The 17,175-nt window shown below is 72.1% G+C and carries 18 protein-coding genes; 10 read left to right on the top strand and 8 right to left on the bottom strand.

All coding sequences use genetic code 11. The features are described from left to right. The 5 genes from AB0K12_RS48210 to AB0K12_RS48190 all read right to left on the bottom strand — a co-directional run. On the bottom strand, positions 1-1,528 hold a 1,528-nt coding region (locus AB0K12_RS48210), incomplete at its 3' end, for an MFS transporter (RefSeq protein ID WP_364576098.1). After that, positions 1,525-2,598: a Zn-dependent alcohol dehydrogenase gene (locus tag AB0K12_RS48205; protein WP_364576096.1), complete on the bottom strand. Its 1,074-nt coding sequence runs from the start codon at positions 2,596-2,598 to the stop codon at positions 1,525-1,527. The genes AB0K12_RS48205 and AB0K12_RS48210, both read right to left, overlap by 4 nt. Positions 2,599-2,620: 22 nt before the next feature. Continuing rightward, positions 2,621-4,042 (bottom strand): aldehyde dehydrogenase family protein, encoded by a 1,422-nt coding sequence (locus AB0K12_RS48200; RefSeq protein ID WP_364576094.1) that lies wholly within the window; start codon positions 4,040-4,042, stop codon positions 2,621-2,623. A gap of 83 nt (positions 4,043-4,125) precedes the next feature. Then, positions 4,126-5,397: a cytochrome P450 gene (locus AB0K12_RS48195; RefSeq protein ID WP_364576092.1), complete on the bottom strand. Its 1,272-nt coding sequence runs from the start codon at positions 5,395-5,397 to the stop codon at positions 4,126-4,128. Positions 5,398-5,502: 105 nt separating this feature from the next. Continuing rightward, complete coding sequence (locus tag AB0K12_RS48190; protein ID WP_364576090.1) at positions 5,503-6,582, bottom strand: hypothetical protein; 1,080 nt, start codon at positions 6,580-6,582, stop codon at positions 5,503-5,505. A gap of 78 nt (positions 6,583-6,660) precedes the next feature. On the opposite strand from AB0K12_RS48190, the gene AB0K12_RS48185 reads away from it, so the two are divergent. Continuing rightward, positions 6,661-7,251 (top strand): TetR/AcrR family transcriptional regulator, encoded by a 591-nt coding sequence (locus AB0K12_RS48185; RefSeq protein WP_364576088.1) that lies wholly within the window; start codon positions 6,661-6,663, stop codon positions 7,249-7,251. Between the two features lie 334 nt (positions 7,252-7,585). Here AB0K12_RS48185 and AB0K12_RS48180 read toward each other — a convergent pair whose 3' ends face one another. Next, positions 7,586-8,560: an aldo/keto reductase gene (locus tag AB0K12_RS48180; protein ID WP_364576086.1), complete on the bottom strand. Its 975-nt coding sequence runs from the start codon at positions 8,558-8,560 to the stop codon at positions 7,586-7,588. 87 nt (positions 8,561-8,647) lie between these two features. On the opposite strand from AB0K12_RS48180, the gene AB0K12_RS48175 reads away from it, so the two are divergent. Both AB0K12_RS48175 and AB0K12_RS48170 read left to right on the top strand, forming a co-directional pair. Next, entirely contained in the window at positions 8,648-9,277 is a 630-nt protein-coding gene (locus tag AB0K12_RS48175; RefSeq protein ID WP_364576084.1) for a TetR/AcrR family transcriptional regulator, read from the top strand. A gap of 72 nt (positions 9,278-9,349) precedes the next feature. After that, positions 9,350-9,724 carry a hypothetical protein gene (locus tag AB0K12_RS48170; RefSeq protein ID WP_364576082.1) on the top strand — a complete coding sequence of 125 codons (375 nt, stop codon included), beginning with the start codon at positions 9,350-9,352 and terminating at the stop codon, positions 9,722-9,724. 2 nt (positions 9,725-9,726) lie between these two features. On the opposite strand, the gene AB0K12_RS48165 is transcribed toward AB0K12_RS48170, so the two are convergent. Next, positions 9,727-10,173, bottom strand: coding sequence for a helix-turn-helix transcriptional regulator (locus tag AB0K12_RS48165; RefSeq protein ID WP_364576080.1), 447 nt, complete (start codon positions 10,171-10,173; stop codon positions 9,727-9,729). An 80-nt stretch (positions 10,174-10,253) separates the two neighbouring features. Between AB0K12_RS48165 and AB0K12_RS48160 the strand changes: the two genes are divergently transcribed. Next, positions 10,254-11,435, top strand: coding sequence for an MFS transporter (locus AB0K12_RS48160; protein WP_364576078.1), 1,182 nt, complete (start codon positions 10,254-10,256; stop codon positions 11,433-11,435). A 9-nt stretch (positions 11,436-11,444) separates the two neighbouring features. Then, entirely contained in the window at positions 11,445-12,251 is an 807-nt protein-coding gene (locus AB0K12_RS48155) for a histone-like nucleoid-structuring protein Lsr2 (protein WP_364576076.1), read from the top strand. Between the two features lie 379 nt (positions 12,252-12,630). Here the strand turns inward: AB0K12_RS48155 and AB0K12_RS48150 are convergent, their stop codons facing one another. Continuing rightward, positions 12,631-13,179 carry an ABATE domain-containing protein gene (locus AB0K12_RS48150; protein WP_364576074.1) on the bottom strand — a complete coding sequence of 183 codons (549 nt, stop codon included), beginning with the start codon at positions 13,177-13,179 and terminating at the stop codon, positions 12,631-12,633. A gap of 65 nt (positions 13,180-13,244) precedes the next feature. Between AB0K12_RS48150 and AB0K12_RS48145 the strand changes: the two genes are divergently transcribed. The 5 genes from AB0K12_RS48145 to AB0K12_RS48125 all read left to right on the top strand — a co-directional run bounded on the left by AB0K12_RS48145 (position 13,245) and on the right by AB0K12_RS48125 (position 17,109). After that, complete coding sequence (locus AB0K12_RS48145; protein ID WP_364576072.1) at positions 13,245-13,724, top strand: DUF664 domain-containing protein; 480 nt, start codon at positions 13,245-13,247, stop codon at positions 13,722-13,724. Continuing rightward, entirely contained in the window at positions 13,721-14,893 is a 1,173-nt protein-coding gene (locus AB0K12_RS48140; RefSeq protein ID WP_364576070.1) for an aminotransferase class I/II-fold pyridoxal phosphate-dependent enzyme, read from the top strand. Before AB0K12_RS48145 ends, AB0K12_RS48140 begins: the two co-directional genes overlap by 4 nt. 131 nt (positions 14,894-15,024) lie before the next feature. Next, complete coding sequence (locus AB0K12_RS48135; RefSeq protein WP_364576068.1) at positions 15,025-15,417, top strand: GntR family transcriptional regulator; 393 nt, start codon at positions 15,025-15,027, stop codon at positions 15,415-15,417. 34 nt (positions 15,418-15,451) lie between these two features. Beyond that, positions 15,452-16,375 carry an ABC transporter ATP-binding protein gene (locus tag AB0K12_RS48130; RefSeq protein ID WP_364576066.1) on the top strand — a complete coding sequence of 308 codons (924 nt, stop codon included), beginning with the start codon at positions 15,452-15,454 and terminating at the stop codon, positions 16,373-16,375. Continuing rightward, a complete protein-coding gene (locus AB0K12_RS48125; RefSeq protein ID WP_364576064.1) occupies positions 16,372-17,109 on the top strand; it encodes an ABC transporter permease subunit in 738 nt (245 codons plus the stop codon). The genes AB0K12_RS48130 and AB0K12_RS48125 overlap by 4 nt, the downstream gene beginning before the upstream one ends. Positions 17,110-17,175: the final 66 nt, after the last annotated feature.

The following is a 17,175-nucleotide window of genomic DNA, read 5'->3' as shown; positions in this document are numbered from 1 at the left end:
CGGGCGGGCCGGGCGCGGGGGTGGCGGGCGCGGGGGCGGCGGGCGCGGGGGTGGCGGCGGAGCGGACGCGACGGCGGCGCAGGCCGCCCAGCGAGGCCAGCACCGACAGCACGGACACCACGGCCAGCACCCCGAAGGTGATCCGGTACCCGGTGACCAGCGCCCCGATGCCCTCGGGGGCCACGCGCGACAGCGTCCCCGCGAACACGGCGGGCCGCAGCGCGGCCGGCAGCGGCCCCGTGACGAGGGACAGGGCGAGCGCGGTGCTCACCACCACGCCGGTGTTCTGGATCATGAGCCGCATGGCGTTGACGATGCCGATCCGGTGGGAGGGGAGCTGGTCGAGGATGGCGGTGGCGGTGGCCGGCAGGAACATCCCGGCACCGGCCCCGAGCAGCACCATGCCCACGCTCATGGGCGCGTACCCGACGTCGGCGGAGACGTACGCCAGCAACACCACCAGCCCGGCGGTGCCGACGACATTGCCGAGCAGCCCGACGAGCCGCGCCCCGAGCCAGGCGTGCAGCGGGCCCGCGCTCATCGACGCGATCATCATGGCGACCGAGAGCGGCAGCACCTTCAGCCCGGCCGTCACCGGGTTCTCGCCGTGCACGGCCTGGTAGAACAGCGCGACGAGCAGCACGACCGCCGTCCGCCCGACCGTGCTGAGGAACGTGGCCACCAGGTCGAGGGTGAACACCCGGTCGGCGAAGAGCCGTACGTCCACCACGGGGTGCGCGCTGCGCCGCTCGACCACCACGAACACCGGCATGAGCAGGACGAACAGCACCACCCCGCCGAGCACGACCGGATCGGTCCAGCCGAAGTCGGCGGCCTGGGACAGCCCGAACAGCAACCCGCCCAGCGACACCAGCACCAGCAGGTTCCCCGGCACGTCGATGCCCCGCTCCCCCGGCCGGGCGAGCGTGCGGCGCAGCGTGACCGCGCCCCAGATCAGGCAGAGCACGGCGAGCGGCACGTTGTACCAGAACACCCACTGCCAGCCGAACCGGTGCGTCAGGAACCCGCCGAGCGTCGGGCCGACGAGCTGGGCGACGGAGAAGGAGGCGATGTAGATGCCCATGCCGCGGCCGAGGTGGCGGCGCGGGAAGGCGTCGGTGAGCAGGGCGGCGCTGTTGGTCAGCAGCATCGCGCCGCCGGCGGCCTGCACGACGCGCAGGCCGACGACGTACCACTCGCCGGGGGCGAAGCCGAGCAGGAGGCTGGCGCCGGTGTAGGTGGCCAGGCCCCACAGGTACATCGAGCGGCGGCCGAACATGTCGGCCAGGCGCCCGAACACCACCATGAGCACGGTGTTGGCCAGCATGAACGACAGCAGCATCCAGCTCGCGGCGGCGGCCGAGGCGTCGAAGTTGCGGACGACCTCGGGCAGCGCCACGTTCAGCGAGCTACTGCCGAGCGCGGTCAGGATGCTGGCCAGGCCGACGACCGACAGGACCCGCCAGGCGTAGCGGAGCTGAGCCCGCTCGCCGGGGTCGTGCGGCGCCGGTTGTCCCGGCCCGGTCATGGGAACGTGACGAGCGACCGGATCACGTCCCCAGAACCCATGGCGGCGAACGCCTCGGCCACGCCGTCGAGCGTGATGCGCCTGCTGATCAGCCCGTCCAGGTCGAGCCGCCCGGCCCGCCACAGCCGCAGCAGGCGGGCGAAGTCGGTGCGCACGTCGCCGGAGCCGTACAGGCAGCCGAGCAGGCGGCGCTCGGTGGCGAACAGCTCGGCGGCGCTGAAGGTGACGGGGTCGTCGGCGCTGCCGGCGCCGACCACGACGGTGGTGCCGCCGCGCCGGGTCGATTTGTACGCCTGCCTGATGGTCTGGGAGCGGCCGACGACCTCGAAGGCATAGTCGAAGCCGAGCCCGCCGGTCAGCTCGTCGGCGCCGGCCCGCAGCTCGCCGGGGGTGAAGGTGTGGGTGGCGCCGAAGGCGCGGGCGGCGGCCAGCTTCTCCGGCACGCGGTCCACCGCCACGATGGGCGCGGCCGCGGCCAGCACGGCCCCTTGGATGACGTTGATGCCGACGCCGCCGCAGCCGATCACCAGCACCGACGAGCCGGGCCGCACCTGGGCGGTGTTGACCACGGCACCGACGCCGGTGAGCACCGCGCAGCCGACCACCGCGGCCACGTCGAACGGCACGTCCGAGGGGATGGGGATGGCGGCGCGGGCGTCCACGACCGTCTCCTCGGCGAAGCAGCCGACGCCGAGCCCGGCGTGCGCGGGCTCGCCGGCGATGCTCAGCGTGGGCTCGGCCGGCGGGCGGACGGAGGTGCACAGGTTGGGCTGCCCGCCCAGGCAGTACGCACACCCGCCGCACGGCGGGATCCACGACAGGATGACGTGGCTGCCGACGGGCGGCCCCGACACGCCGGGGCCGAGCTCGACCACCTCGCCCGCGCCCTCATGTCCGGGCACCAGCGGCAGCCGGGCGGGCAGCCGCCCCTCGCACATCGACAGGTCGGAGTGGCAGACGCCGGCGGCCCGCAGCCGCACGCGGACCTCTCCGGGGCCGGGCCGGCGGATCGTCAGCTCGTCGCTGACCTCGACCGGCTTGCCGGTTTCGCGCAGGATGACGCCTCGCATCGGTTTCGTTCTCCCCGGGGCTTCAGAGCTGGATGGACGTGGTGGTGAGGAACTCCTCCAGACCGAAGCGGCCGTACTCGCGGCCGTACCCGGACTGCTTGTAGCCGCCGAAGGGGGCCAGGCCGTTGTGGGCGCCGTCGTTGACGCGGATCTGCCCGGCGCGCAGCCGCCGGGCCACGCGGTAGGCGCGCTCGGGGTCGGCGCCGCGCACCCCGGCGGCCAGCCCGTACGCGGTGCCGTTGGCGATCTCGACCGCCTGGTCCTCCCCGTCGTAGGGCAGGATGACCAGGACCGGCCCGAAGATCTCCTCCTGGGCGACGCGCGACTCGGGTGCGACGCCGGTGAGCACGGTCGGCCGCACGTAGAAGCCGCGTTCCAGGCCGTCGGGCGCGTCGGGGCCGCCGGTGAGCACGGTCGCGCCGTCCTCGACGGCGGAGCGCAGGTGGTCGCGTACGCGCTCGCGCTGCAGCCCCGACACCAGCGGGCCGAGCCTGGTGGCGGGGTCGCGCGGGTCGCCGACGGTGGAGGTGGCCGCCTCGTCGGCGGCGATCCGCCCGGCCTCGGCGAGCCGGTCGCGGGGGACGAGCAGCCGGGTCAGCGCCGAGCAGGTCTGTCCCGAGTTGAGGTAGCAGGCGGCGACGCCCTTGCGTACGGCGTCCTCGAAGGCGGCGTCGTCGAGGTCGTCGAGCAGCACGTTGGCGGACTTGCCGCCGAGCTCCAGCGCGGTGCGCTTGACGCCGGCGGCGGCGAGCTCGGCGACCCGCCGCCCCGCCCTGGTGGAGCCGGTGAAGGAGACCATGTCGATCTGCGGATGCCCGGCCAGCGCCTCCCCTGCCTCAGGCCCGGTGCCGGAGACCAGGTTGAACACGCCCGCCGGGAGCCCGGCCTCGTGCAGCACGTCCGCCAGCACGAACGCGTTGAGCGGCGTGACCTCGCTGGGCTTGAGCACCACCGTGCACCCGGCCGTCAGAGCGGGGGCGACTTTCGCGGCGATCTGGTGCAGCGGGTAGTTCCACGGGGTGATGGCGCCGACGACCCCGATGGGGTCGCGGTGCACGACCGAGCCGCCGAGCCGTTCCTCGACCGCGATCTCGCCTGCGACCTGCGGCATCGAGGCGAACGTACGAATCGGCGCGCCCACCTGGATGGCCTTGGTGAGCTTCAGCGGCATGCCCAGCTCGTCCACGATCATCTCGGTCAGCTCGCCGGCGCGTTCCTGCAGGGCGGCGGCCACGCTCGCGCACAGGGCGGCCCGCTCCTCCATCGGCCTGGCCGACCAGGCGGGCAGGGCGGCGGCGGCGGCCTCCACCGCGCGGGCCACGTCCTTGACGCCGCCGCGCGGCACCTCGTCGAAGACCTCCTCGGTCGCGGGGTTCACCACCGGTATCGCGGTGCCGCCGCTCGCCTGTACCCACTCGCCGTCGACATAGATCCGATGCGGCATGACCCCACCTCAAAAGAACGGACGCTTAATTCTAGATTCGGATTCTAGATTCGCTCTCCGTCCCCGTCCAGGGCACCGGGCGGTCAGCCGACGCGCACCGGCACCGTGCGCGGGCCGCGTACCTGGCTGGCCGCCCACGTCACCGCCGCAGGATCGGCCAGCTCGAACACCGGGATCCGCTCCAGCCACACCTCCAGCGCCACCCGCAGCTCCATCCGCGCGAGATGCGAGCCCACGCACCGGTGGATGCCCAGCCCGAACGCCGCGTGCCGGTTCTCCTCGCGGTCGATCACCACCTCGCCGGCCCGCTCGAACTGCGCCGGGTCCCGGTTGGCCGCGGGGAACGACAGCAGCACCCAGTCGTCGGCCTTCATCTCCACGCCGTTCCAGGTCATGTCCTCCCTGACCAGGCGGGCCATCGTCACCGGCGCGTACGCCCGCAGGAACTCCTCCATCGCCGTCGGCAGCAGCCCGGGCTCGGCCACCAGCCGCTCCCGGTCGGCCGGCGTCTTGGCCAGATGCCACAGCGACGCCCCGATCGCGCTCCACGTGGTGTCGATGCCCGCGATGAGCAGCAACGTCATCGTGCCCACCACGTGGATCGGGTCGAGCTTCTTGCCGTACAGCTCCGCGTTCATCAGGTACGTGGTCAGGTCGTCGCGCGGATGCTCGATGTGGTCGTGGATCTGCGCCACCAGGTAGTCCGTCAGCCGGGTGAAACCCTCGATGCGCTCGTCCTGCGGCCGGTTGATGCTCTCCAGCGCGCTCTCCACGAACTCGGCGAACTTGGGCCCGTCCTCCGGCGGGAAGCCCAGCATGTCGGCGATCACCCGCATCGGGATGTGCTGGGCGTAATCGCCGGCCGCGTCCACCACCTCCTTGCCCTCCATCGCGTCGATGAGCGCGTGGCAGTACGCCCTGGTCGCCGCCTCCCGCCTGGCCACCGCCGACTTGGTGAACGCGGGCAGCAGCAGCTTGCGGGCGTCGTGGTGGAACGGCGGATCGGAGGAGATCGGCGGCACCGCCCCCACCGGCGCCAGCTCCTTGGGCGGGCGGACGTTGCTGACGATGATGGCCCGGGAGGAGAAACGGTCGGTGTCGTACGCGATCGACGCGACGTCCTCGTACCGGGTGGGCAGCCAGACCCCGCCGAACCGCTCGGTGTGCGCGATCGGGCAGCGCCGGCGCAGGTCGTCCTGGATGGGGTAGGGGTCGGCGGCCCACACGGGATCGACGTGGGAGAAGTCGGTCGCCCAGTCGCCGACCGGGTCGGTGACCGGGTCGGTGACCGTGCCGATGGGCCGGTTCTTGCGCGCCTGCTCAAGCTCCTCGCCGAAGCGATCGTCGACGGTCATCGTCCGGCTCCGCTCTGTACCTGCATGGCCTCGTTCCCGTCTGTGCTGGGGGTCTCGGTTCCGGGTGCGTCCTTGAGCGAATTAAAAAATCGTTCATTTGCCCCGTCAACCCCCCAGCGCAGCCGACGGGGTCGTTGTCTGACGGCTTTGAAGGCGACAGTCCGTCGCGGCAACCGGAAGTGGACATGGAAGAGCGCCATCGAAGGTGGCGCCGATCTCCGCCATCCGCTCGGCCGCGTACCCGGGATCGATCAACGCCTCGGGGGTGTGGAGTCCGGGCGGCACGGGGGCGCCGCGCAGGCCGAGCAGCCGCTCGACGCCGAGGGCGACACCGAGCGCCGTCAGGGGGCGCTGCCCCTCCGGGTGGAAGAGGTAGCGGCTCGTCCTGAGCGGCGCGCCCGCGCGGTCCACGCCTTCGAGGTCGATCCTGACCTCCGCGGACGCGGGCCCGCCACGCCGTCTGCCCACCGACTCACCGATCGCGAACGCGAAGCGGACGTTGGGCGCGCCCGTCGCGAGGGCCAGGCTCGGCACGTCGAGGATGGGAACGATCTGGCCGGGCAGCACGGTGCCGTCGACGCCGGTGACCTCCACCTCCGTGTCGGGGCCGCTGATCCAGTGAAAGACGCCGTCGCGGCGGACGTGCCCCGCCGAGGTGGCGGCCAGCAGGCGTTCCATGTCCTCCATGGCCGCGGGCCCGCCGCCGTCCTGTTCGTCCAGCACGCCGCTGACCTCGATGGTGTCGAGCCGGTCGAACTCCCTGGCGAGGCCGAGCACCGCGAGGACGACGAGCCCCGCGTACCAGTGGCTGGCCAGCAGTATCGGCGTCGCGCCGGCTCGCAGGCCGGCGGCGACGACCTCGGGGCCGATGTCGACCAGGCCGCTGGAGATGCTGACGTACGGCAGGCCCCGGTCCTGTGCGAAACGCAGTCCGTTCAGGTGGCTGTCCCACAACGTCGCCACGACCGCCGAGTAGTCCTCGGTCTCCTGGAGGCCGAGGTCGCATCGCCGCAGATCGATGGTCGTGGCTGCCGCGCCCCCGAGTTCGTCGGCGACCCGCCGGGCGCGGCCGAGATCGCGGCCCGCGATCGTCAGCGGCAGGTCCGGGTACCACCGGCGCAGGAGCGTCGCGGTCCCCGCCCCCGCCTGGCCGGATCCACCCAAGATCAGTACGGAGCGTTCCATGGTGATGCCCTCTCGCTAACCTACATTCTGTAAGTTTCAGTTTGTAGCTTAAGCTGAGTGACGACGCAAGGGAGGACGATGGCCACGGGATCGACTCGCCTGTCCAAGCCGGCCAGGCGGGAGCAGTTGCTCGACACCGCCATGGCGATCGTGCGCGCCCACGGCACCGACAGCCTCACGCCGCTCACCCTGGCGGAGGCCGCCGGAGTGAGCAGGCCAATCGTCTACGACCACTTCGGCACCCGCTCCGGCCTGCTGATCGCGCTCTACCGGCGGCTCGACGAGCGGCACCGGGCCGCCTCGGAGGAGGCCCTGCGTGACGCCCCGGCCGACCCCCGCGAGATCGCCCGCGTCCTGAGCACCGCCTACTTCGCCTGCGCCACCGACATGCCGGAGTGGACCGCCGTCTCGGCCGCGCTCAAGGGAAGCCAGGAGATGGAGGAGATCGAGCGCGAGCTGCTCGACGGCTACACGGACCTCATGGTCACCGCCCTGCGGCCGTACTCCGGGCTCACGCGGGAAGCCCTCCGGCTCCGCTGCGTCGGCGTGCTGGGCGCGGCCGAGGCGATCGCCGCGGAGCTGAACCGGGGGCGTGCCACCGTCGCCGCGGCCATCGCGGCGCTGACGGACCTGACCGTCGACGGCATTGACACCGGAGCTCAGGACTGACGCTGTCGCGGGCGGTCGCGTGGTGGTGCTGCCGAAGACCAGGGCCCCGCCCAAGGCCGGTCAAGAGGAACGATCTTCGACCGGATACTGCCAACTCCGATGACGCGAGCATCCCGGGCGTCCTCACCATCGACGACGCCGTGCGTCACATGGGATGCACCGCTACCGACCCGCAGGACCCCGACGACCTGCCGCATCTCGGCAGCAGCATCTCATTTCACCAGGTCGATGCCGGGAATCCGGAATGCGCTCAGCACGCACGAGGTGGTCGAGGTCCTCTTCACGCCGCTGGATGAGCTCCTCGCCGCCCGGGCGGGGTGTGTCCGCTGCGGGGTCAGTCCCAGGCGGGGAGCAGGGGGTCGGGGTAGCGGGCGCCGAAGCCGCCGGTCGGGAGGATCTCGGCGATGCGCTTCAGGTCGGTGTCGTCGAGGGTGAGGGTGGCGGCGGCCATGTTCTCCTCCAGCCGCTGGGGGCTGCGGGTGCCGGGGATGGGGACGACGTCGTCGCCCTGGGCCAGGAGCCAGGCCAGGGCGAGCTGGGCGACGGTGGCGTCCTTCGCCGCGGCCAGGTCGGCGAGCCGCTGGGTGGCCTCCAGATTCTTCTCGTAGTTGCCGGGCTGGAAGCGGGCGTCCCAGCTGCGCATGTCGGTGGGGTCGTACGCGGCGCCGGGCTTGGCCTGCCCGGTGAGGAAGCCCCGGCCGAGCGGAGAGTAGGCGACGAACCCGATCCCGAGCTCGCGCAGGACGGGGAAGAGGCTCTCGACGTCCCGCTCGAACAGGGAGTATTCGGTCTGCAGGACCGAGACGGGCTGTACGGCGTGTGCGCGGCGGATGGTGTTGGCCCCCGCCTCACTCAGCCCGAAGTAGCGGACCTTGCCGGCGTCGACGAACTCCTTGACCGTCCCCGCCACGTCCTCGATGGGCACGTTGGGGTCGACGCGGTGCTGGTAGAGCACGTCGATGACGTCGACGCCGAGGCGGCGCAGGCTGGCGTCGACGACCTCGCGGATGTGCTCGGGACGGCTGTCGACACCGCCCTCTCTGGTGCCGGTGAAGTCGAAGCCGAACTTGGTCGCGATGACGACCTCGTCGCGTATCGGAGCGAGCGCGGCGCCGACGATCCGCTCGTTCTCGCCCTGCCCGTACAGCTCGGCTGTGTCGAAGAACGTCACGCCCAGCTCGTGGGCCCGGCGGATCGTCGCGATCCCCTCGCTCTCGTCGGACGGGCCATAGGCCAGGGAGATGCCCATCGCGCCGTATCCCAGCGCCGACGCCGTCAGCCCCTGCCGTCCGAGTGTCCGTTGCTCCATGATGCGTTCTCATCTCCGTCGATGTAAGAGGTCTCTAACATTAAGTAAGAGCACTCTAACATTGGAAAGGGAGGAGAATCGTTCGCCGTGAGCAGACCCACGCCGAAGAAACGCGGCTACCACCACGGCGACCTGCGTCAAGAGCTGATCCGCGAGAGTCTCGCGCTCCTGACCGAATCGGGCGTCAGCGGTTTCTCCGTGGCGAAGGTCGCCGCCCGCGTCGGCGTGTCATCGGCCGCGCCGTACCGTCACTTCCCCGACCGGGAGGCGCTGCTCGCCGCCTGCGCGGCCGCCATCATCGGCGACATCACCGACGTTCTCGTCGAGGCGGCCGAGCGGGCGGGACCCGATCCTGTGGACCGGCTCGCCGCCACCGCGGGCGCCTACACCCGCTTCGTCCTGGAGCACCGCACCGGCCTCGACCTCGTCTACTCCTACGACTTCGCCGAGCCCCACCGTCCGACCGTCCAGGAGCAGAGCCGCCGGCTCACGGCCGCCCTCATGCGCCTGGCCGCGGACGTGCTGCCCGCCGACACCTCCTGGGCCGACACCGCCGAGTTCGTGTACGTGCACCTGTCCACCACGCACGGCTACGCCACGCTGCTGTTCCAGGGCACCCGCCCGCCGCAGGGCATCGACGATCACGCGGCTCGCGCCGTCGCCGCGGCCCATGACCACATCACCGGGCATCTCCTGCGCCTGCGTGACGTCCGCTGACGGACTGCTCGTTGCCGGGGTGCGGAGCCGCCGCTATCGTGATCGAACTGCTCTCACCCCCGCGGAGGCCACGTGAACGTGCGGCAGGTCCACCTCATGCCCGGCACGGTGCGAGCGGCCCGGGTGCTCATGTGCGTACAGGTGCTCATGGAGGTCATGCTGAGCGCCCTCGTCCTGCTTCCGCTCGCGCTGAACGGGCTTCTGGTGCTCAACTTCGCGCTCGGCGTCGCCGTGGCGGTGCTCGCCGGGGCGGTGGTCGTCCTCATGCGGACCCGCCGCAGGTGGGTGCAGTGGGTGGGCCTGGCGATCCAGGGACTGCTGGCGGCCAACGCGCTCGTGGGGCTGATGAGCACAGTCAGCGTCGGCGCGGTGGCCGGGCTCGCGCTGGCCGTGGGCGTCATCGCGCTCCTGCTGACCCCGTCGAGCAACCACTGGTTCACCGGCTGAACTCACTCCGCAGGGTGGGCCAGGATCAGGACCAGCGCGTCGAGCAGGCGTTGCCAGTCGGCCTCGCGCAGGTCCCGCTCGAGTGTGCCGGCGACGGCCGCCAGTGCGCCGACGAGCTTGGCGCGTACCGTCCGCTGATCCTCCCCCATGACGGCGGCCAGCCGCCCGGCCTCCCGCGAGAAGCGGCGGCTCTTCGAGAAGTCCACGAGTGACGGCGGCGGCGCCTCCGTCGCCGGTTCGGCCGACGGGTCGGCGAGGGTGATCGTCAGGCGGGTTCCGAGCGCATCGGCCAGCCGGTCAAGTACGGCGACCGTCGGGTTGCCGCGGCCGTTCTCCAGATTCGCCACGTAGGGCACCGACACCCCGGCCTCGGTCGCCACCGACGCGACAGTCCTGCCGAGGGCCGCGCGGCGGCTCCGCAGGCGCCGGCCGAGTTCGACGTGATCCATGGGACTATCTTGACAGAATAAAACTCGCTGCGCTTCTCTCTTAGGAGAATAGATTCGGGGGAGCGAGCATGCTACGGGCCTTGAGAGTGCGCGATCTCCGGCTGCTCTGGACGGCACGATCGATCGCCGCCCTCGGCACGGGCCTGCTCGACGTCGCCGTCCCCGCCCACCTCTACGCCGTCACAGGCTCGGTGCTCGCGACCGGCCTCAGCCTGGCCTTCCGCTACCTGTCGGCGCTGCTGCTCGGGCCGTTCGCCGGAGTGGTGGCCGACCGCTGGGACCGTCCCCGCATCATGATCACCACCGATCTCGTGCACGCGGCGGCGATCTCCGCGGTCCTCCTGGCCCGCACGCCCGAGACGATCTGGCTCGTGTACGCGGCCATGCTCGGCCAGGGCGCCGCCGCGGTGATCTTCCGCCCGGCCGCCCAGGCGCACACCCCCGAGGTCGTCGGCACGGGGCCCCTCCTGAGCAGCGCCAACGCCCTCGCCGCGGTGAGCACCGGCGTGGTCGGGCTGGGCGCGCCGCCGATCGGCGGCCTGGTGTTCGCCGCCGCAGGCATCGACGTGGTCATCGGCGCCGCGATGGCCGCGAGCCTGCTGTCCGCGACCGCCATCGCCAGGACCACCACACGGTCGCGCGCGGAACGTTCCACGCAGAAGGTGCTCGCGGACCTCGCGCAGGGCCTGCGGCACCTCCGTCAGGCGCCGGCCACCCGGGCCCTGCTCGCCACCAACAGCGCCTACCTGCTCGCGAACGCGGCACTCACCGCCCTGCTCATCCCCTTCGCCGTGACCCGCCTGGGCGGCAGCGTCCAGGTCGGCTACCTGCTGTCCGCACTGGGCCTCGGCTTCCTCGTGGGAGCGCCCATCAGCCGGCGCCTCGTCGACCGCCTCTCCCCCAGGACGACCCTCGCCGTCAGCCAGACATTCGTCGCCGGCGCGTTCTTCCTCATGTTCAACGCCGCTACGCTGCCCGTCGCGCTGACCGCCGCCGTCCTGCTCGGGATACCGGGCGTCACCGTGATGGTCGCCACCCACACCTGGCTGCAACGCGCCACACCGAAGAAGCTGCTCGGCCGGGTCAGCTCGGCCTTCGTCACCGTCGAAGCCGCCGCGAACATGGCCGGAGCCCTCGCAGGCCCGGCGCTGAGCACCCTGACCGGCCTCACCCCGGCGCTCAACGCGGCCTGCGCCCTCGCTTTCGTCTCGGCCCTCATCACGCTCGCGCTGATGCCCAGGAATGTCGCACCCGGGGAGTAGCTTGCGACCATGCCCGCCGACTTCACCCCGCACCGCGTGCCCTACCTCAAGCAGCGCCCCGACACCTTCCGCATCCGGGAGTGGGCGGCGGCCAACGGCCACCCGGTCAGCGAGCGCGGCCGGCTCGCCCGGCACCTCATCGAGGCCTTCTTCGCCGCGCATCCGGAGGTCTACGAGCAGGCCGAGAAGGTCGAGATGGTCCACGCCACCGCGCGCACCCCCGGCCCCTCGCCGGAGGATTACGGCTGGGTGGAGGGCAGCCGCCTGCGCGACATCTACACCGTCGCGTTCGTCCGGGGCCTGGACGAGCGCGAGGTCTTACGCCGCATCGGGGCCGCCGACGAGGACATCCGCATGATCACGGATGACGACTACTCGCAGCCGGAAGGTCCGGAGATCGTCACCGTCCGGCGCGTGGGTGACTGGACGATCGTGGTCGAGGACTGCGGGTGGCGGGCCTCCGACCTGGAGGGTCTGTGTCCCCTGTCGAGGGACGGCGGTGAGGCGGTGGCGGTGAGGCGTCACGACTACGCCGCCCGGCATTCCCTCGCCTACGCCCTCGACGGCGCGTACGTCACCGACATCAATCCGAGCTTCCCCGTCGAAAGGCACGGCACGGATCCCGACCGGCTCAACCGCCACCTTCGCGAGCTGGGCATCGACCCGGCCGCCGACGACCACCTCGACAACCCGATCCCGGCCGCCTTCGCCGTCGCCGGCCGCATCACCGGCGTCGCCCTCAGGCCGGAGCACCTCCGGCGCCCGGTCTTGGGCGCCGCCATCCCGGCGCCTACTGACGGCGAAGGGCCCTGGTGAGCGCGCCTGGACGACCAGCAGTACGGCGCCACCGGCAGCGGCCTCACCCAGACAACGGCCGACGCTTCCTGGCCTTTTCGCACTCCTTGCGACGCGTCGATGATGTCGTTGTCGTCGTTGTGACGACCCCGCAATCGATCACGATGGCCTCTGGCCGCGCGGGCTCGTGGGACGGGGACGTCGCCGTGCTCTCCGGTGCGGATCTCCTAGACGTGAACGCGCCGAGTGCGGCTCCACCATGCCGACGCCCCCACGACGAAGCCGCCGACGCTCTGCCGGGAAACCGGCTCGGCGGAATCACGGCACCGGTTGCGTTCCCGGCCGGGCAAGCCCGGACCGGGGTGTAGCGGTGCCGATCGAGTATGGTTTCCCGGCCCCGTCATGTGCGGGCGTTCTTGCGGGAGCGGTAGTTCGCGACCTTGACGCGGTTGCCGCATTCCTCCATGCCGCACCACTGCCGGTTGCCGCCTCGGGAGCGGTCGATGAACAGGCGGGTGCAGTCGTCGAAAGCGCATTCTTTGACGCGCAGCCGGGTCAGTTCGGCGAGCAGTTCGGCGGCTGAGCGGGATACTGCGGCGGCCAGTGCGGTGGGGCCGCCTGTGCGGACGAGGCCCGCAGGCGTCAGGCGCAGCCCTGGGGGTGCGCCGGCGGCCTCCCTGTTGACGACGTGCAGGTCGTCCTCTGGCCAGGGGCGGTCGTTCATGCCCTCGATGACGAGGCGGTAGATGGACTCGCGCAGTGTGCGCAGTCGCCGTAGGTCCGCGTCGCCGACCGGCGGCGGCTCGGTGGTCACGCCGGCTTCGACCGCCCATCGGGACAGGTCGGCGGGGGTGGCGAGGAGCTCGTCCTGGTCGCTGCGGCGCCACTTGAGCGTGCCGGCGAAGTCGAGGGCGAGGTTGCCGCTGACGAAGACGAAGACGAAACCCACGACACCATCTTGACCGGTTACAGGTCCATGGCGCAAGGTGTACACCAGCTAAGACGGTTACAAGCATGGAAGGGCATCTCGTGATCACTGAGGACGAGTACCTCTACTACGTCGATCGCGCCCTTGACGGGATGGCCGCGATCGTCGCCGAGCTGGGCGACGAGAGGGCCAACATCAGGCCGCTGCCCGGCGCCAACTCCCCGTACACGCTGCTCACTCACTGCCTGGGCGTAACCTCGTACTGGGCGGGGGCGCTCGTGTCGGGACGCGAGGTGGCCCGGGACCGCGACGCCGAGTTCGTCAGCTCGGGACCCGTCGGGCCGCTGCTGGAGAAGGTGAGGGAGGTGCGGGCGAGGCTGGCCGAGGACGTACGGGCGGCCGTCCCCGCCGACCCGCTGCGCGGCACGCCGCCGGACCGCTTCCTCGGCCCTGACGACGTCCAGACGCAGGGATCGGCGCTGCTGCACGTGTACGAGGAGCTCGCCCAGCACCACGGCCAGATGGAGATCCTGCGCGACGCGATCCACGCCGGGGCGGCGGAGTGAGCGGCCCGTTCGAGACCATCGACGTCGAACGCCTGCGCTCCGGCCACGGCGTCAAGTGGGGCTCCCTGCCGCCGGACACCATCGGCGCGTGGGTGGCCGACATGGACTTCGGCATCCCGCCCGCCGTCCGCGAGAGCCTCCTCGAGGTCACCGACCGCGCGGACTTCGGCTACCCGTACTGGCCGGGCGAGGACCCGGTGATAGCGGCGTTCGAGGAGCGCATGGCCGCCCGCCACGGCTGGCGCCCCCGCCCCGGACGGGCGCGCGTCTTCACCGACCTGCTGCAGATACTGCAGGTCATGATCGAGTACGCCACCGCGCCGGGCGACGGCGTCGCGATCCACGTGCCCGCCTACCCGCCGTTCCTGGCCAGCATCGCCAGGGCGGGACGGCGGATCGTCCCGCTGCCCATGACCAGCGACGCGACCGGCTGGCATCCTCCGGCCGAAGACCTGACGGCCCGGCTGCGGGAGCAGGGCTGCCGGCTGCTCGTGCTCGTCAACCCGCACAACCCGACCGGCCGCGTCCTGACGTCCGACGAGCTGCGCGCCTACGCCGACGCCGCCGAGGAGCTGGATCTGGTGGTGCTGGCCGACGAGATCCACGCCGACCTGGTGTTCGCGCCGCACCGGCACGTGCCGTTCGCCTCCGTCGGTACGGCCGCCGCCCGCACGGTCACGGCCACGTCGGCGACCAAGGCGTTCAACATCGCGGGCCTGCGCTGCGCCGTCGCGCACGTCGGCGCCGACCGGCTGCACGAGGCGCTGGCCGCCGCGCCGCTCGACTTCTTCGGCACGCCGAGCACGCTCAGCCGGGTCGCCACCCTGGCCGCGTGGCGGCGTTCGGACGACTGGCTGGCGGAGCTGATGCGCACCCTGGAACGCAATCGGCGGCTGATCGAGGAGTGGGCGGCGGGCCTGCCGTGGGACGCGCGCTACCACTCGCCGCAGGGCACGTACCTGAGCTGGCTCGACTTCACCGACAGCCCGATCGGGGGCCGCGCGCCCGCCGCCCGGCTGGAACGGCTGGCGCGGGTCAAGCTCAGCGAGGGGGCCGAGTTCGCCCAGCACACGGCGGTGGACACCGCCGCGTTCGCCCGGCTCAACTTCGCGACCAGCACCGCCACGCTCGCCGAGATCCTCGACCGCCTGGCCGCCGCCCGCGAGTGAACGGGCACGGACGGGGAGGTGCCCGGGGCCTGACCACTACGAGCCGCGGGAGGTGTCACAGCGCTGAGCCGGGGCACGAATCGACACGGCTTCCACCATAGTGCTATGAATATAGATAAATGGAGGAAGTTGTGATCGAGTTCTATCTGGACGGCCGCTCGGGGCTGTCGCCGTACCTGCAGCTCGTCCAGCAGGTACGTCATGCGCTGCGCCTCGGCCTGCTCCGCGAGGGCGACCAGCTGCCCACGGTCAAGGATGTGGTGGCGCGGCTGGCGATCAACCCCAACACCGTGCTCAAGGCCTACCGCGAGCTCGAACACGACGGGCTGGTCACCGCCCGTCCCGGTGTGGGGACGTTCGTGACCAGGACGCTGGCCGACACCACGCTGGCCGCGCACGGCCCCCTGCGGCAGGAGTTGCGGCGCTGGCTGGCCCGCGCCAGGAAGGCCGGGCTGGACGACGAGAGCATCGAGGCGCTGTTCATGACCACCTTTCGCAGCCTCGCTCAGGAGGACATAGCGTGAGCGCGCCACCCGTGACGGCGCCGAGGCGGCCCACATGAGCGCGAGCGTGCGGGCGCGGGCGCTGACCAAGAGGTTCGGACGGCGTACGGCGCTGACCGGCTGCACCCTCGACATCCCGGCCGGGCACGTGACCGGCCTCGTCGGCCCCAACGGCGCGGGCAAGTCGACCCTGCTGAGCCTGGCCGCCGGGATGCTGGCCCCCACCTCGGGCACGATCGAGGTGTGCGGCGGCCGTCCTGGCAGCGGCCCCGAGCAGCTCACCAAGGTCGGGTACGTCGCGCAGGACGCCCCTGTCTACGCCGCCCTCACCGTCGCCGACCACCTCGAACTGGGCGCCCGGCTCAACGCCAGCTGGGACGACGCCCTCGCCCGCGCCCGGATCGAGCGGCTCGGGCTCGACCCCCGGCAGCGGGCCGGGAAGCTGTCGGGCGGCCAGCGTGCCCAGCTCGCCCTGACGATGGGCCTGGCCAAGCGGCCCGAGCTGCTGCTGCTCGACGAGCCGGTGGCGACGCTCGATCCGCTCGCGCGCCGCGCGTTCCTCCAGGACCTCATGGAGGCGGTCGTCGAGCACGGGCTCAGCGTCGTGCTCTCCTCCCACCTGGTCGCCGACCTGGAACGCGTCTGCGACCGGGTGGTCGTCCTGGCAGGGGGCGAGGTCAGGCTCGACGGCGACGTCGATGAGCTGCTGGCGGTGCACCACCGGCTCAGCGGGCCCCGCCGCGACAGCCTTCCCGCCGGCCAGCATGTGGTCACCGCGGCGCACACCGAGCGGCAGAGCACGCTGATCGTCCATACGGAGGCGCCGATCCTCGACCCCGCCTGGGCCGTCGGCGCCCTCACCCTGGAGGACCTCGTCCTCGCCTACATGAGCCCGCCCGCCGAACCCGCCGGATCCGGCATGCATGGGCCCGGCGCGGAGGGGCCCGGGGAGCGGCCGGCGCTGGAGATCGTTCGATGATCTGGCTGACCTGGCGTCAGTTCCGCCCCCATGCCCTGACCGCGGCCGCCCTCCTGGTCGCCGTCGCCGTCACCCTGGCGGTCACCGGCCCGCCGCTGCGGCACCTCTCCCGGGTGGCCCCCACCGACGAGACCCTGTTCTACGCCGGCGCGACGCTCGTCCACCTGCTGCCCGCCCTCATCGGCGCTTTCTGGGGCGCCCCGATGATCGCCCGCGAGCTGGAGACGGGCACCCACCGCCTGGCGTGGAACCAGAGCGTCACCCGCACCCGCTGGCTGGCCGTCAAGCTGGCGGTCGTCGGTTCGGCGGCCGTGGCCGCGTCCGGGCTGCTCAGCCTGGCGGTCACCTGGTGGGCCGGCCCGCTCGACGCGGTCGCCGGCACGACCGTGCCCACCACCTGGTGGGCCGACGTCGCCGCGCTCCCCGTCGGCATGGAGGACCCTGGCCTCCTCCCCCGGGTCGATCCCCGGCTGTTCGGCGCTCGCGGCGTGGCGCCGATCGGGTACGCCGCGTTCGCCTTCATGCTCGGTGTCGCCGCAGGAGCCGTCATCCGCAGGACCGTGCCGGCGATGGCGGTCACGCTCGCCGTCTTCGCGCTGGTCCAGCTCGCCGTGCCGCTGGCGGTCCGTCCGCACCTGCTGCCGGCCGAGCAGCGCACGGTCCCGATCACGGCGGCGAACGTCCGCTCGTTCGACCCCACCATTCCCCGCCTGACAGTGATGATGGAGGTGTGAGCGCTTCCCGTCAGGGTCTGACCCACCGCCTGACTGACCTTGTGGTCCTCAACGGGATCTGTCGGC

The sequence above is a fragment of the Nonomuraea sp. NPDC049419 genome (assembly GCF_040676995.1).
GTDB lineage: Bacteria > Actinomycetota > Actinomycetes > Streptosporangiales > Streptosporangiaceae > Nonomuraea > Nonomuraea salmonea.
The sequence above is the reverse complement of the archived record's forward strand: the minus strand, read 5'-3'. Positions and strand labels throughout refer to the sequence as shown.